The sequence below is a fragment of the Clostridium frigoris genome, assembly GCF_018861865.1.
Classification (GTDB): domain Bacteria; phylum Bacillota; class Clostridia; order Clostridiales; family Clostridiaceae; genus Clostridium_AD; species Clostridium_AD frigoris.
Genome location: NZ_JAHLDV010000068.1, coordinates 1 through 14,428, shown reverse-complemented (window position 1 = coordinate 14,428; position 14,428 = coordinate 1). Strand labels below are relative to the sequence as shown.

18 protein-coding genes are annotated in these 14,428 nt (G+C 31.6%); 11 read left to right on the top strand and 7 right to left on the bottom strand.

The features are described 5' to 3' along the window. Positions 1-136 precede the first annotated feature (136 nt). The 6 genes from KPL37_RS17490 (at position 137) to KPL37_RS17465 (ending at position 2,882) form a co-directional block, all read left to right on the top strand. Positions 137-1,354 carry a beta-propeller fold lactonase family protein gene (locus KPL37_RS17490; protein ID WP_246578354.1) on the top strand — a complete coding sequence of 406 codons (1,218 nt, stop codon included), beginning with the start codon at positions 137-139 and terminating at the stop codon, positions 1,352-1,354. 196 nt (positions 1,355-1,550) lie between these two features. After that, a complete protein-coding gene (locus KPL37_RS17485; RefSeq protein ID WP_216151332.1) occupies positions 1,551-1,742 on the top strand; it encodes a hypothetical protein in 192 nt (63 codons plus the stop codon). Beyond that, on the top strand, positions 1,724-1,879 hold the full coding sequence (locus KPL37_RS17480; RefSeq protein WP_216151331.1) for a hypothetical protein: 156 nt from the start codon (positions 1,724-1,726) through the stop codon (positions 1,877-1,879). The genes KPL37_RS17485 and KPL37_RS17480 overlap by 19 nt, the downstream gene beginning before the upstream one ends. A 31-nt stretch (positions 1,880-1,910) precedes the next feature. Beyond that, positions 1,911-2,282 carry a 4-fold beta flower protein gene (locus tag KPL37_RS17475; protein WP_425514047.1) on the top strand — a complete coding sequence of 124 codons (372 nt, stop codon included), beginning with the start codon at positions 1,911-1,913 and terminating at the stop codon, positions 2,280-2,282. 11 nt (positions 2,283-2,293) lie between these two features. Then, positions 2,294-2,632: a hypothetical protein gene (locus tag KPL37_RS17470; RefSeq protein ID WP_216151329.1), complete on the top strand. Its 339-nt coding sequence runs from the start codon at positions 2,294-2,296 to the stop codon at positions 2,630-2,632. Positions 2,633-2,678: 46 nt separating this feature from the next. Further along, positions 2,679-2,882, top strand: a complete 204-nt coding sequence (locus tag KPL37_RS17465; RefSeq protein WP_216151327.1) for a hypothetical protein — start codon at positions 2,679-2,681, stop codon at positions 2,880-2,882. Positions 2,883-2,889: 7 nt separating this feature from the next. Here KPL37_RS17465 and KPL37_RS17460 read toward each other — a convergent pair whose 3' ends face one another. From KPL37_RS17460 to KPL37_RS17440, 5 genes are all read right to left on the bottom strand, one after another. Continuing rightward, on the bottom strand, positions 2,890-3,786 hold the full coding sequence (locus tag KPL37_RS17460; RefSeq protein WP_216151326.1) for a DMT family transporter: 897 nt from the start codon (positions 3,784-3,786) through the stop codon (positions 2,890-2,892). 47 nt (positions 3,787-3,833) lie between these two features. Then, positions 3,834-4,676 carry a CPBP family intramembrane glutamic endopeptidase gene (locus KPL37_RS17455; protein WP_216151324.1) on the bottom strand — a complete coding sequence of 281 codons (843 nt, stop codon included), beginning with the start codon at positions 4,674-4,676 and terminating at the stop codon, positions 3,834-3,836. Positions 4,677-4,918: 242 nt separating this feature from the next. Beyond that, positions 4,919-5,074 carry a hypothetical protein gene (locus tag KPL37_RS17450; RefSeq protein WP_216151323.1) on the bottom strand — a complete coding sequence of 52 codons (156 nt, stop codon included), beginning with the start codon at positions 5,072-5,074 and terminating at the stop codon, positions 4,919-4,921. 105 nt (positions 5,075-5,179) lie between these two features. Then, the gene (locus KPL37_RS17445; protein ID WP_216151321.1) at positions 5,180-6,610 is read right to left on the bottom strand and encodes a beta-barrel domain-containing protein; all 1,431 of its coding nucleotides are present in this window, start codon (positions 6,608-6,610) and stop codon (positions 5,180-5,182) included. Further along, on the bottom strand, positions 6,600-8,822 hold the full coding sequence (locus KPL37_RS17440; RefSeq protein ID WP_216151319.1) for a peptidase domain-containing ABC transporter: 2,223 nt from the start codon (positions 8,820-8,822) through the stop codon (positions 6,600-6,602). Before KPL37_RS17440 ends, KPL37_RS17445 begins: the two co-directional genes overlap by 11 nt. Positions 8,823-9,105: 283 nt before the next feature. On the opposite strand from KPL37_RS17440, the gene KPL37_RS17435 reads away from it, so the two are divergent. The 4 genes from KPL37_RS17435 (at position 9,106) to KPL37_RS17420 (ending at position 10,169) form a co-directional block, all read left to right on the top strand. Continuing rightward, entirely contained in the window at positions 9,106-9,333 is a 228-nt protein-coding gene (locus KPL37_RS17435) for a hypothetical protein (RefSeq protein WP_216151318.1), read from the top strand. Positions 9,334-9,379: 46 nt separating this feature from the next. Continuing rightward, positions 9,380-9,604 (top strand): hypothetical protein, encoded by a 225-nt coding sequence (locus tag KPL37_RS17430; RefSeq protein ID WP_216151317.1) that lies wholly within the window; start codon positions 9,380-9,382, stop codon positions 9,602-9,604. 49 nt (positions 9,605-9,653) lie between these two features. Then, positions 9,654-9,824, top strand: coding sequence for a hypothetical protein (locus KPL37_RS17425; protein ID WP_216151316.1), 171 nt, complete (start codon positions 9,654-9,656; stop codon positions 9,822-9,824). 195 nt (positions 9,825-10,019) lie between these two features. After that, positions 10,020-10,169 (top strand): DUF6938 domain-containing protein, encoded by a 150-nt coding sequence (locus tag KPL37_RS17420; protein WP_216151315.1) that lies wholly within the window; start codon positions 10,020-10,022, stop codon positions 10,167-10,169. 46 nt (positions 10,170-10,215) lie between these two features. On the opposite strand, the gene KPL37_RS17415 is transcribed toward KPL37_RS17420, so the two are convergent. Together KPL37_RS17415 and KPL37_RS17410 are read right to left on the bottom strand one after the other, a co-directional pair. Then, positions 10,216-11,031 carry a ZIP family metal transporter gene (locus KPL37_RS17415; RefSeq protein WP_216151313.1) on the bottom strand — a complete coding sequence of 272 codons (816 nt, stop codon included), beginning with the start codon at positions 11,029-11,031 and terminating at the stop codon, positions 10,216-10,218. Positions 11,032-11,269: 238 nt separating this feature from the next. Then, positions 11,270-12,061, bottom strand: a complete 792-nt coding sequence (locus KPL37_RS17410; RefSeq protein WP_216151312.1) for a hypothetical protein — start codon at positions 12,059-12,061, stop codon at positions 11,270-11,272. A 285-nt stretch (positions 12,062-12,346) separates the two neighbouring features. Between KPL37_RS17410 and KPL37_RS17405 the strand changes: the two genes are divergently transcribed. Continuing rightward, positions 12,347-14,311: an alkaline phosphatase gene (locus KPL37_RS17405; protein ID WP_216151311.1), complete on the top strand. Its 1,965-nt coding sequence runs from the start codon at positions 12,347-12,349 to the stop codon at positions 14,309-14,311. The last annotated feature ends 117 nt before the right edge of the window (positions 14,312-14,428 follow it).

Genomic DNA, 14,428 nt, shown 5'->3' with positions numbered 1-14,428 from the left:
CTTTCTGATTTTGTCCACCTCATTTCTTAGTCATGAGGTTTTATTATACTATAGTCCTTTTGGGACATAATCAAATTCGGTATAATAAGACATTATCACAATTCGATCATAAAAATAATATATAGGGGTAGATAACTTGACTATAAATAAGTTTAATGATAAAGATGATACAAATACTAAAAATGCCGACCTTTCTTTTGTTATTAATGCAGGAGATACACCTTCTATACAAGTAGGCCCTTTTTTTAATAGACCTGCAGCAAAGATTAAAGGTAGCCTTTTTTTAGATATTGATCATGGTATTCTTTATCGAGATACTGGGAGAATATGGGTACCACTGCAACTAGGACAACAGGGATTTCCTGGGTCTCAAGGGCATCAAGGATATCGTGGATATCAAGGAGAGCAGGGGCCTCAAGGACAACAAGGACCTCAAGGAACTCAGGGACCTGCAGGATCTATATTGCCTACTTCTACAAATCTAATTTATGTTACAAATGTTGTCAGTAACGATGTCTCCGTGATTGACGCAAATAATACCGTCGTAGCTACTGTAATAGTAGGTACTACACCACGTGGTATAGATGTAAATCCTACAACTAATCGAATTTATGTGGCAAACAATAATAGCGATAATGTTTCGGTCATTGATGGGGCTACGAATACTGTTATTGCAACTGTACCGGTAGGGGTTGCCCCGCAAGGAGTTACTGTAAATCCTACAACTAATCGAATTTATGTAGCAAACTCTACAAGTAGTACTGTTTCGGTTATTGATGGAGGTACCAATACTGTTATAGCGACGGTTACAGTAGGAACTAACCCATTCGTCTTAAACGTAAATCCTATAACAAACCGAATTTATGTAACTAATTATATTAGTAATAATGTCTCGGTTATTAATGGGGCTACAAATACCGTAATAGCAACTATTCCAGTAGGGATTAGACCATTTGGAATAGGTGTAAATCCTTTAACCAATGGAATTTATGTCGCAAACTCTTTAAGCAACTTTGTATCAATCATTGATGGGGCTTCAAATACTGTCATAACTACTGTAATAGTAGGAGCTTTCCCACGTGGTGTAGATGTGAATTCTACAACTAACAGAATTTACGTGACAAACGTTAATGATAACAATGTCTCAGTCATTGACGGAGATACCAATACCACCCTAGCAACTGTTCCTGTAGGCAGTAATCCAAGTGGCATAGGCGTTGATTCTTTAACTAATAAAATATATGTAGCAAATGTTTTTGGTGACAGTGTCTCGGTCATTAGTGGATTTTCGAATTCCGTCATAGCTACTGTTACGGTAGGGTCTACACCCTTTGGCATCGGTGTGAATCCTTAATAAAAAATAACTCCTTAAAGTATTTACGTATTTACTATACAGTATATTGTGCCTTATAGGTTTTTGTTATTTAAAAGTTGGGCATTAATCTACTATATTCAAGGATGCACCTTATATACAATTTGCATATTATGTATAAGGTGCCTCCAAAAAAAACTAGTTAGATGCCTAAATAAATAATTGTATGAGGTGTTTTATGGATTTGTTAATATTTGAAAAACGTAGATTGCTTAGATATACCGTATTATTTCAGTTGTATAGAGATTTTTTTACCTATGGCTATGAAGTGTGCAGTAATATTGATTATGAGATTCCGAGTGGTTCTAGAGTTGAAATAATTGCAGCTCTTTATTTCATCTTCTATAAAAGATGGATTTTTTTAACATAGAAAGAGATAAAACAGTTTCTGCTTTTGTTTTAGGCCGTGGTATTGAGGAAGTGGAAAATTATTTTACTGAAACTGGTAAATTTGTACTTTCAAATGTATTTGAGGATTTGCTCATACCTGTTATAAATAGAGAATAAATCACTGGAGGTTCAGTTAATATTGGAAATAATGGATCCTTTATATGACAAAAAAGCTAACTTTGTTGGTTGGTTATTAGAATATAGTAATGTATTTAATAATGATTTAAAATGGGTAGCATATATAAATAATAATTATGTTTGGTCAAAAAAAACTAGAATATGGATTGGCGGATTAAGAGGTACTAATCTATTAGATAGAGATGGGAGGATTGTAGCTTGGAGTATTAGCGGACCTGTGGTGGGCGGTCTAGAAATCATAAAAGCACCGCTTGATATTGGCCCGCCATTTCTGTCAGTTGTACCAATTATTCATGAGTTTCCATTTAATCCTGGGTACGCCCCTGAGCCTGCAGGCGAATGGTCGAAACTAACCTTCACTCAATGGATTAATCAAAGGTAGGTGTTTAATTTATGCTTCAGATAGAAAGAGATTTAATTAGAACTCAAATTTTATTTGAGCTATATGAAAATTTATTTTGTATTTGCACTTACAGAAATATTACAAGGCAAGAATACAAAGTCTTAGGTGTAAAGAAGTGTGAGATAGTTGCAGCTCTTTTCTATTTGGATGACAGAGGATTTATTAATGTAAGGACTACAAGTGAAGATGATGTTCTTATCATCTATATTAGATCCAGAGGGATTGATGAAATTGAACTTAAAATAAAAAAAGCTACTACAGTAGCCCTAACTTCTAGCTTTAATAAACTACTTATTCCAAACTTTGATAATGTTCCTGATGACTGCTAAAGTATTTTATACAGAATGTTTATCTATAGGAGAGGATGTGATTATATTGAAAACAGTTAATATAATTTTTGTTAGTGGAAAAGATGTTGTGTTAATGCTTAATGATAATGACAGGAGCAACTTGATTTCGTGGCTTAATGATAGTGAAAATCCAAATAACGTCTATGTGTTAAAACAAAAAAGCGCTAATATTGAGATGTATATAACATATACAATTTATAAAAGCAAAATAGAATATGCAGTATATTAATTTAAACTTATATAAATAAAAGTGAAATACCTAACAAAGTTATAATTGCTCCAAATATTTCTCTTGAGAAAATTCTTTCTTTAAATACAATAATTGAAACAGGGATTAGCAGTATTGGAGTTATTGATGTTATTGTTGAAACTACTCCAGTTGAGGCATGTTGAACAGCGAGTAATGAGAGGGATACCCCTACAAATGGACCAAATAGTGAACCAATAGAAATGTATTTCATTGCCCTCCTATCTTTAACCGCAACAACTAACTCACCCCACTTCTTTAATACAGAAATGACAATTGAAAACCCAATAATTGCTGCTATTATTCTAATTTGAGTTGCAGCAAACGGATCATATGAACCCATTCCAAACTTACTAAAAACAAGACCAAAAGCTTGTCCTAATGCACCTATAAAAGCATATGATAATCCCTTAATCGGATGAGATAACTTTACTTTTTTATTACTTGGATTTTTAGTTAGTATTACGAGAGCGATACCAACAATAGTTATTATCATACCCGTAATTCCTAGCAACGTAATTTTTTCACCCATAATAAGGAATCCTGCAATTGCTGTTATTGGTGGTACCGTTGACATAATTAACATTGATATACGTGCGCCAACCTCAACATATGCCTGAAACAAAAATAGATCTCCTATAACAAAACCAATTATTCCTGAAAATGTTAACCATAACCAGGTAGAACTGGAAGCATCTATTGGCAAAATCATTCCTCTAGAGAATAAATTATAAATCGATATTAATACAAATGCGATAATGAGTCTTATTAAATTTACAGATATCGATCCGACTTTTTTTCCAGCGGCTTCAAATGATACAGCAGTAATTGTCCAACATAATGCAGTTGCAAGGGCAGCAATTTCTCCTAAGTGTGATTGAAACATTTAATATTACTCCATTCTCCTTGTTCTTCAAGGATTAGTTTAGCTTATTATCTTTCTATAAATTGTTTGTATATATCTAACTGTTCTTCTGGTTTCTTTAGGGTGTACCATCTATAAGCAAAAATTAAAATTGTAATCCCTACAAGAAATAATATACCATGAGTCATCATGGAATACTTTCCGCTTAATAATTGTAAGGATCCTGAAAGTGTAATCCCAACAGAATTATTTATAAAGTGTGCAAATATACATAAATATATTGAATTCGAGCTTAAATATATAGCTCCAATAATTAATCCTAATAAAAATGCATTTATGCCCTGGGGAATATTCATATGAACTAATGCAAAAATAAAGGCGGATATTATAAGTGCTAAGTTTGGATCCATTTTATTTGCCATACCCTTTAGCAATATCCCCCTAAAAATGACTTCCTCATATATAGGTGCTATAACCGCAATTGAAAGTATTAGAATAATAGGTGAAATAGACATTTCTCCAAAGGCTTGACTAATAAAATCGGGCATAGGTATCTTATTAACTAGGTAAATTAAGCTATTATCGTACGCTAAACGAAAACCTATAATAATTACAGCAACACTAATAAATTTTTTCCTATCTATACCTTGTTTGCGGGGTATATCATAAGATATTTTACTATACAATTTTAATAAAAGACTAATAACAAAGTATTTAACTATTACATCTGCTACAAAGTCTATATAAGGTAATGTAGTTGAATATTCTTTAGAAAGTATATTGATAATAACTATAGGTATTTGTCCTAATGATTCTAACAAAACTGTTAGAATCATTATAAAAAATGCTTTTGTTATCGTTATTTTTTTAATACTTAAAGTTCCTTTTTCTATGTTTCTTAAAAAGTTCATAATATCACACTCTCAAACTTATTATATTCTTTAACTTGTTTTAAATTAATACTATTTAGATTATACTATATGTTTATTAAAATGTCGTTAATAATACAATTTCCTATTAAAGAACAGCTTGTGCAACAAGAGAGAAAATAAAAAAAACTAAATAATTTATGTGGTGTGGCGTTAATATTTACGACAATGTTTAGGATACACTAATAAGATAATAAATATAGTGTTTTATATGGATACTACATTTATTTACTTTTAAATATATCAATTAGGGATCCTATTATCATACCACTAAACGTTCCTATGAAAATATTTCCAAGAGAAGCACCTATCACAAGCCCCAAAATTGCTCCAATGCATGAAAAGGTAGTATTAGAGATATACTTTTTTTTCTTCGACAATTATTACACCCCCAATATAGTATAACATTCTACAGTTGTGATTTATTCACTAAAAAAATTATAACATTAAACATCATCTAATGAGGAGAGTTTTTAACTACAAAATTAATCTTTAAAGTTTAATTTTTCTAATAAATAATATAACATATTCTTTTCCTGTGTAATTATTCTTGCTTCACATGTCATGCCTGGTTTTATTATTGCTTCTTCATTTTTATGACTATACATAATATTATTTTTTAATGTTCCTTCCCCTTTATAAAAAACAACACCTTTTTCACTATCCATTTGAGAATTAACACTTATGTTTTTCAGACTACCTTTTAAAAACCCGTATTCATTATATGGTAATGAAGTGAAACTATATTTAATCTCCTGTCCATTCTTTATATTTCCAATATCTTTATCAGGTATAATTAATTTAACTTTATAAGCGTTTGATTTAGGCAAAATATCAGCAACTACTGCTCCAGTTTGAAGTATTACTCCCGGTTCTAAATTAGCTTTAATATCAAGCTTTCCATCAATATTAGATTTAACCTTACACTTTTCTATATTTTCATTGATTTCCTGCAAGCTAGCCTCTACTTCTTTTAACTTTTCATCATTTGTATTTAAATTTCCTTCTATTTGAGCTAGTAGTGTTATTTTATTTTTTTCTTTTGATAAATTTGTTCCTTCATCAAATTTAATTATGTTACTATTAGTAGTTTTTATTTGTCCTTTTAATTCATTGATTGACTTCCCAACCTCTAATTTAATATCGCTCTCTAATTTAGAGAGTCCATTCCTAGTATCTTGTATTTCAGCATCAATTTGAACTATAGCATCATCAGACCCTATTTTATTTTGTAATATTTTTTTGCTTATTTCTAATTGTTTTATTTTATCATCTATAGATTTTCTTGAAATTTGATAATTATTAAACTGCTCATTATAAATACTGCCTTGCACATTATAATTTTTATTATCCTTGATGGAGTTAATTAACTTTTCTAAATGATCTATTTGATTAAGTGAATCATTTTTGGAGTTTATTAAAGTAGTTTTATCTTCAACTGACACCTTATTACCAATATTATAATTTTTATATTTATAATAATACTCTTTTTCCTCTTTACTACTCGTGAAATAGTTAATATTATCAGCAATGCTTTTCTTTAGCTTTTCTAATTTATTTATATCATTTGTTAAGATCTTTCTTTGACCTAAAATTTTGTTTTTCTGCGTTTTTAGAGGAGCATCGTCTGTTTTATATAAAACCTCGTCTTTTTTTACGATTTGTCCATTTTTCATATATACTTCTTCTATTTTTCCAGCTATTGGGTTAGAAACTACATAAGATTGTTCAGTAGGTTGTACTATTCCTGTTATTTTAACTACAACTTCTTTTTCACTAAAATATGCCCATAGTATGAAAGAAATAATTACTGTTAATAAAATGTAAATAAATATACTTGTGAACTTATGTGGTTTTGTCTCCATGACTTGTCTACTGTCACTGAGTTCATCCAAATTTTCTATTTTAAACTTCATTTGTCTCTACCTCCTTAGCCGCTGCCATTTCTTCTGCATAACTATCTGGAAGTTGTTCTCTCCATAAATTAAAGTACTTACCCTTTTGTTTTATAAGTTCAGTATGTGAACCTCTTTCTATAATTTCTCCTTTTTCTAGGATATAAATATTATCGCATCTCATAATAGTGCTTAATCTATGTGCAATTATTACAGTTGTTATATCCTTACTAAATTCATAGATCGTTTTTTCAATAGCCCTTTCTGTTATTGAATCCAAGTTGCTTGTTGCTTCATCCATAATAAGAATTTCAGGCTTTCTAAGTATGGCTCTTGCAATTGATAATCTTTGTTTTTGTCCTCCAGAGAGATTAGAACCATTTTCTTCAACTAAAGCATTGTATCTTAGAGGTATTGAGTTTATATAATCATATATCTGAGCCTTTTTACAAGCTTCTATAATTTCTTCATATGTTAAATATGGATTTCCAAGTGATAGATTTTCAATTATTGTTCCATTAAATAAAAATGCTTCTTGGGATATATAGGCTGTTTTATCTCTTAATGATTCAACATTAATATCTTTTATGTTGTATCCATTTATAAGCAATTCGCCTTTTTCACATTGATAGAAGTTCATTAGTAATTTTGCTAATGTAGTTTTTCCAGAGCCACTTTCACCAACTAATGCTATCTTTTCTCCTGGTCTAATTGTTAGATTTATATTTTTTAATGTAATACTTCTTGTTCCATATCTAAAATCTAAATTCTTAAATTCTATATCACCTTTTAATGATTCAGGCTCTATCTTTTTATTTTCATCGATAGATTTTTCTAATGATAAATCTAATATTTCTGAAAGCCTTTCAGCTGCTACTATTGCTGTTTGAACAGTTGGTTGTAAGTTGATAATATTTTCTATTGGATCTAAGAAATATACTAATAAGGCATTAAAGGTTAGTAATTCACCAAAACTTATTTTCCCACTTAATACCTGTAATGTTCCTATCCAAAGTATAGCAATTGAAAATATTCCTTTTACAAAACCTTTTAACGATACCTGAAAATTATTTATAGAACCATTTCTAAAGACAGCTTTTATAAGTTTTATAAACCTTTTTTCTGTTTCTGCGTTAACTTCTCTTTCTGCATTAAATGCTTTTATAGTTTCTATCCCACTTAATGATTGAACCAAATAAGAAGTTAATTTTGCATTGCTTTCCATTGTTTCCCTATTAACTTTTTCAATGCGATTTTTAAATACAACAACAATTATTGCGTAGAAAACCAGTGGTACTAAAGTAATTTCAAACAATAAGGGACTTTGGAAATATAATATTAATCCTCCTATTATAACTGTAAAAACATCTATCATCATAGTAAGCGTTACTCCTGAAATAGCATCTCTTATTTTAGAAGAGTCATTAAATCTGGATATTATTTCTCCAACTTCTCTAGTTCCAAAAAAGTTCATTGGTAAATTAACTACATGATCATAATATCCAAGCATTAATGGGATATCTAATCTTTGACCTAAATGAATTAAAAGCTGAGTTCTAAAAGCATTTGTAATAACCTTGAATGTAATTAAAATAATAAATCCAATTGAAAAGATATGTAATGATTGAGTTAGATTATTAGGTACTATATCATCTAATAACAACTTGAAATAAAACGAACCTAAAATACCAAATATGGTAATTAATACAGATGCTAAAAATATATTAACTAATAATCCCTTTTGTGGTTTTATCAAATCAAAAAACCTTGAAAATACTCCCTTAATTTCGTTTCCTTTTTCAAATTTAACAGTAGGTGTCATAATAATAAGTATACCTGTCCATATATTAAAAAAATCAGATGGTTTATACCTAACGATTCCTTTTGCCGGATCTGCAACTAATATCTCATTTTCGTTTATTTTATGTATAACGACATAATGTAATAGTGTTTTATTTATAATCACATGAGCTACAGCTGGCAATGGTATCCCACTAAATATATCTTCTGGTTTACTTGCTTTTACCCCTTTAGCCGAAAATCCTAATTGCTCTGCTGCTTTTATTATTCCTGAAGCACTTGTGCCCTTTTTATCTGTGCCAGATGCCTCTCTTATTTTAGATATTGGATACTTTAGTCCATAGTTTTTACATATCGTTGCTAAACAAGCACAACCACAATCTTTCATGTCATGTTGCTTTACACAATAATACTTTTTAAATACATTTTTCATTTTATACCTCACAAGTATTAATATTTTTTAGAATTTAATGCAATTAATAATTAATTATAGCAAATTATAGCAAAATATGATATATTTATACTACAAAAGATAAAATATTTGCATCTAAATATAGTACATACAGTATTAAAAAAATCTAGGTGTATACCAATACAGGATGCAAAATATATAAGTGAAATTGACAATGTTGAAATTCATATTTATGCAGGAATAATCCCTAACAAAATCTAGTTAATAAGTTTTTTAGTGAAAATTATTAAAGGAGATGTTTTAAATGGAAAATATGTTTTGTGAACTTAATGAAAATGAGTTAATGTGCCTTAATGGTGGAGGAAAGGGCGATACACTAATGACGGTTGGTGGTATAGGTGTTGGTGTCGGTTTAAGTTGTGCTGGTGAAGCAGTCACAGCTGCTTTTTTACTTTCTAATCCTATTGGTTGGGGTATTTTGGCAGGCGGTGCAGCTGTAGGCGCAGGAGCGTATATTTCAAGTCATAGTTAACAATATTTTTATATTATTAGGAAATTATTAAAAGGAGATGTTTTAAATGGGCAATACTTTTTGTGAACTTAATGAAAATGAATTACTGTATATTAATGGTGGTAATCCTGGTGCTGCACTAATTGGTGTTGGTGGTACTGCGGTAACAGCTGGATTGGGTTGTGCAGGTGAAGCTGTCACAGCTGCTTTCTTATTTTCTAATCCTATTGGTTGGGGTATTTTAGCAGGTGGTGCTGCTGTTGGCGCAGGAGTTTATTATATAAATAAATAGTAATGGTTTAAAATGAAAAAAAATTTACTAAAAGGAGAATTAAAATATTATGGAATTAAAATATAACAATGGTTTAAATGAATTAACTTTTACTGAATTAGATGAGATTAATGGAGGTGATGGTGGAGCATTTGCAGTAATTATGGCTGCAATTGGTTTCGGATATGCCGTTACTGGTACAGCACACGAGAACCCAAATGCATTTATTACAATAATGTAACAATTAATAAACTTAAACAAATAAATGGTAGATGAGTTGGAAAATATATTGGAAATACAATTTTAGATTGGCCGTACAATATAATAATAACTAAATTAATTATAAAATTAAAATTAAATATAAATATTGTAAATAAATAGTAAGCTCTGGGTAATTTCAGAGCTTACTATTTAAATTTTATTCGTACCTAAATTAGTGATAAAAAGCGTAGGTGGACACGAAGCTAGGAGTGCTATAAGATCTGCAGAAGTAGGAGATGGAACCATTGAATGTGGTGAAATTGACAATGGAGCCTATAAAGTAGTTGAACTAGCGGTTAATGGAAGGAGGGGTTTACAATCATGATGGATAAAACTAAGGTAAAGGATGTGCTAGTAGGAATCATCTTAAATTAGCCTAAAGCTACATCCAATATCATCATAATTACAAATCCCACCATAGCCCCAATAGTTGAAATATCGGTCTTTGAATCCTGTTGTGATTCAGGTATTAGTTCTTCAATAACTACAAAAATCATAGCTCCGGCTGCAAAAGAGAGTGCATAAGGAAGAATAGGCTTCATAGCTATTACTGCAAAAGCACCTATCACTCCTGCTATAGGTTCTACTATGCCTGATGCTTGACCATACATAAAGCTTTTAAATCGAGAAAAACCTTCTCGTCTTAATGGTATAGAAACTGCGGCTCCTTCCGGAAAATTCTGAATACCAATACCTATTGCCAGAGCAACAGCTCCTACTAATGACGCTGAAGGTAAATTAGCTGCTGCTGCTCCAAATGCAACACCAACTGCAAGTCCTTCTGGTATGTTATGAAGGGTTATAGCAAGTACCAATAAGATACTTCTTTGCCAACTAGTCTTAATCCCTTCCGCATTTTGTATTGGTTGACTAAGATGTAGATGTGGTAATATTTTATCTACTGCCAAAAGAAAAGCACCACCTGAGAGGAATCCTACCGCCGCAGGTACCCATGGTGTTTTACTTGTTTGCTCTGCCATCTCTATAGCGGGAGCGAGCAATGACCAAAAACTTGCAGCAATCATAACACCTGCTGCAAATCCAAGCATGGCATTTAGTACCTTTCTATTTATATTTTTAAAGAAAAATACAAGTGATGCTCCTAAAGCAGTTACACCCCAAGTAAATAATGTTGCAAAAAGAGCCTGAATTATGGGATTAAAACCTTTAAGCCACTCTATTATCATAAAAACTCCCCCTCCATCGTAAAAAACTTATCTGATATCTTAATATATGCTTAACATAACCAAATATTTTAAAATTCATACGTGTATTATAACTGAAATATCAATATGCTTGGAAAGTTTTAAAATACTTGAGAAAAATACTCTTGAAAAATATAAAATATAACTTTAAAAAGTTCTTCCTTTTGCTATAAAAAACAAAAGGAAGGACTAATAATAAATTTATCACAAACCCTTAATCTTATTTACGAACTGCTAATTTGCAAAGGGCATATGCAAATAGGTTTACCAAAATGTTGGATGGACCAGTGCCTTCTGGTTGTTGACATACAAACTCTTTTGTTAGAGTATCTAAAATAACATGGCCACAACCTATACGATATTCTGCTAAAACTGCTCTCTGAATGTTATCAAAAGTGGCTGTCATTAGTACTGTTGAGTCTTGCGGCAAGGTAATGCCTTGCTCTAGATTGCCGTGACATACAGAGCATCCACACTGCATATCGATATTATTGTTATTTAATTGTATTGGACAATTTGCAAAAGGGTGCTTCAATGCTTTCTTAGTCAAGGTAACATCTTGACATGGATTTGGAAATAATAAATCAGGTGTACCTTTGGCACAGGGGGCAATATAGCCACCGGATAATAAATTATCTCCCATATCTATAATTAAGACACCACCAGCCTTTACAAATTTTTTCAAATTACATTGGGCATTTGGGTCATTTTCCTCTGCTGCGGTAGTTGCACTTCCGGCACTATTGGATGGAATTAGCACAACTGCAGTATTACATGGAATTCCGGCTGCAAGGTCGCTCATAGGGTGTATAAAATAGTCTGTTCCCAATATCTTTCCAAGAAACAACAGAGTAGCATTATTACGATTTTCACCAAACCAAGGGATAGAATTTTGATAAACGCGAATTATAGGGCTTGATAACATCGGTTTTACAAGGGATGTTAATTCTGTTGTATAAATAAGCTCCTCGGGAATATAATTTTCTGGAGGTGTAGTGGTATTGCTGCTCATTAGAATTACTCCTTTCTTTTTTAATGTCATATTGACATAATATCTTATGCTGACATAGTCAAAAGGTGGACAAGCATTACTAGAAGGCCCATTTGGAAAGTTGCTAAAAACTTTATCAACAGTTTGTTTACGTACACTGGAGGATTTTATGCAAATATGAGTATACATTAGCTTATGTTGGTTAGATTAACAATAACTTAACATGTTCATAACCAATTCACATTTCATAATAGGTACAATTTAAATGTAAACAAACTAAAAAAATGTTATTAGGGGGAACTACTTATGCTAAAATCTAAAAAGAAGATTGTTGCACTAATAAGTACCGCATTAATTGCTGGCCAGCTTTCAGGAGGACTATTTCAAACAATGCAAGGTTTTTCAGGGACTGCTAACGCCCAAGAAGTAACACAAGTAAAAAAAGCTAAAAATGTAATAATGATGATACCTGACGGGTGTAGCGTTGAATCAGTTACCCTTGCAAGATTATATTATGATCTTAAAAAAGATGGAGTTGCAGGAAATGATACTTTAGCTATGGATTCAATATTAACAGGGCTTGTACAAACTTACTGGCAAGACGGCCCTATTACAGACTCTGCTCCAGGTGGAACTGCTTATTCTACTGGTTTCAAATCTGAGGACAAGCATGTTGGTACTTTAAGCACAAAAGATGGCAATATCCCGAAAGCAACAATACTTGAGGCCGCAAGAGAAGCTGATAAAGCAACGGGTATTGTAGTTACATGTGAAGCTACACACGCTACTCCAGCAGATTATGCATCTCATGCTGCAAATAGAAGCCAGTATAATTCTATAATGAAACAAATGGTTTATGGAGACTTTGATGTCGTATTAGGTGGTGGAGATAGGCTATTAAGTTCAGAGGGTTTATCAGCAGATGGTAAAACGCAATTTAGAAAAGATGGTATTGACCTAGTAAAAGAATTGAAAAATATGGGTTACGATTACGCAACTAATAAAACTGAGCTGGCTTCAATAGAATCTTCTAAATACTGGGGGATGTTTGCCCCACAAGCAATGTCTCCAGATATAGATAGAGAAAGACTAACTCCGGAGCAACCAACATTAGAAGAAATGACCAATAAAGCAATAGACACGTTATCAAAAGATAAAGATGGATTCTTTTTAATGGTTGAGGGAAGTCAAATAGACTGGGCAGGACATGATAATGACCCAACTCAAATTGTTAGTGAAATAGTAGCTTATGATAAAGCAGTAAAAGCAGCTCTAGACTTTGCTAAAAAGGACGGAAATACTGTTGTAATATCAGCATCTGATCATGGAACTGGTGGTGGTACTCTTGGCATGGTGGGGCTTGGTGAGGACATTAAAAAAAGTTACTCCTCAGTCACTTTTGAAGACACAGTTGTGAAACTTACTAAAGCTAAAGCATCTAGTGCTTTGATAGGCACAGAGCTTAAAGGTAAAGATGAAAATACTATTAAAACATCAGTAAAAAAATACTTTAGTTTTGAAGATTTAAAAGCAGAAGAGATCACGCAAATTCAAGCTGGAAACTTAAAAGATGTTGTAAATAAAAGAATTGGTATAGGTTGGACTAGTAACAATCATACTGCTGGTGATGTTGGATTATACAGCTACGCTCCTGCAGGAGTTGAAAAATTAACTGGACTTGTAAATAACATAGATATTCCTAAATATTTAGAAAAAGTAACAGGTTTAAATATGTCACAAACTACAGATAAATTATTTAAAAATGCAAAAACTGAGTTTGAAAAATTAGGTGCAACCATTTCTGTTGATGCTGCAGATGTGGATAACCCAGTTTTAAATATAAGTAAATCTGGTCACAATCTAAAACTTAATGGATTTACAGACAAGGGAGTTTTTGATGCATCAGATGTTGATTTCGATGGAGTAACTGTTTTTATTACTAAAGACGGGAAAACTTATGATGAAAATAGCATTTATGTACCTTTAGATGTAATAAATAAATTTGAAGCTTATGTTAATGCTGGAAAAGTAGTTGAAATTGTAAAACCAGTAGTTAAGCCAGTAGTTAAACCTGTAGTTGTAAAAACTGGAGTTGTAACTTCAAAATCACCTCTACTTGTTAAAGCTTCATATAAACTAACATCCACTAAACTAGGAAAACTAGTTTATAACTCTTCTGTTAAAATAATTGGAGAAAAGGGAAATTACTATAGAATAAGCTTTGGAAAATCTCATGGATACGTTTCTAAAAGTTATATTAAAATTAAATAAGTTAACAAAAGGGGCTGTCTCAAAATAGAAAGTAATTTCTATTACGAGATGGCTCTTTTTTTTTCTGCAAATACAAAAGTGGATTCCGAGGAATCCACTTTTGGTGTATAATTTAAG

What these genes read in the sequence shown, in the direction of transcription:
- KPL37_RS17485 (WP_216151332.1), top strand. Translation starts at nt 1,551, where the DNA reads ATGGATTTGTTAATATTTGAAAAACGTAGATTGCTTAGATATACCGTA.
- KPL37_RS17480 (WP_216151331.1), top strand. Translation starts at nt 1,724, where the DNA reads ATGGATTTTTTTAACATAGAAAGAGATAAAACAGTTTCTGCTTTTGTT.
- KPL37_RS17475 (WP_425514047.1), top strand. Translation starts at nt 1,911, where the DNA reads ATGGATCCTTTATATGACAAAAAAGCTAACTTTGTTGGTTGGTTATTA.
- KPL37_RS17470 (WP_216151329.1), top strand. Translation starts at nt 2,294, where the DNA reads ATGCTTCAGATAGAAAGAGATTTAATTAGAACTCAAATTTTATTTGAG.
- KPL37_RS17460 (WP_216151326.1), bottom strand. Translation starts at nt 3,786, where the DNA reads ATGTTTCAATCACACTTAGGAGAAATTGCTGCCCTTGCAACTGCATTA.
- KPL37_RS17455 (WP_216151324.1), bottom strand. Translation starts at nt 4,676, where the DNA reads ATGAACTTTTTAAGAAACATAGAAAAAGGAACTTTAAGTATTAAAAAA.
- KPL37_RS17445 (WP_216151321.1), bottom strand. Translation starts at nt 6,610, where the DNA reads ATGAAGTTTAAAATAGAAAATTTGGATGAACTCAGTGACAGTAGACAA.
- KPL37_RS17440 (WP_216151319.1), bottom strand. Translation starts at nt 8,822, where the DNA reads ATGAAAAATGTATTTAAAAAGTATTATTGTGTAAAGCAACATGACATG.
- KPL37_RS17435 (WP_216151318.1), top strand. Translation starts at nt 9,106, where the DNA reads ATGGAAAATATGTTTTGTGAACTTAATGAAAATGAGTTAATGTGCCTT.
- KPL37_RS17430 (WP_216151317.1), top strand. Translation starts at nt 9,380, where the DNA reads ATGGGCAATACTTTTTGTGAACTTAATGAAAATGAATTACTGTATATT.
- KPL37_RS17425 (WP_216151316.1), top strand. Translation starts at nt 9,654, where the DNA reads ATGGAATTAAAATATAACAATGGTTTAAATGAATTAACTTTTACTGAA.
- KPL37_RS17415 (WP_216151313.1), bottom strand. Translation starts at nt 11,031, where the DNA reads ATGATAATAGAGTGGCTTAAAGGTTTTAATCCCATAATTCAGGCTCTT.
- KPL37_RS17410 (WP_216151312.1), bottom strand. Translation starts at nt 12,061, where the DNA reads ATGAGCAGCAATACCACTACACCTCCAGAAAATTATATTCCCGAGGAG.
- KPL37_RS17405 (WP_216151311.1), top strand. Translation starts at nt 12,347, where the DNA reads ATGCTAAAATCTAAAAAGAAGATTGTTGCACTAATAAGTACCGCATTA.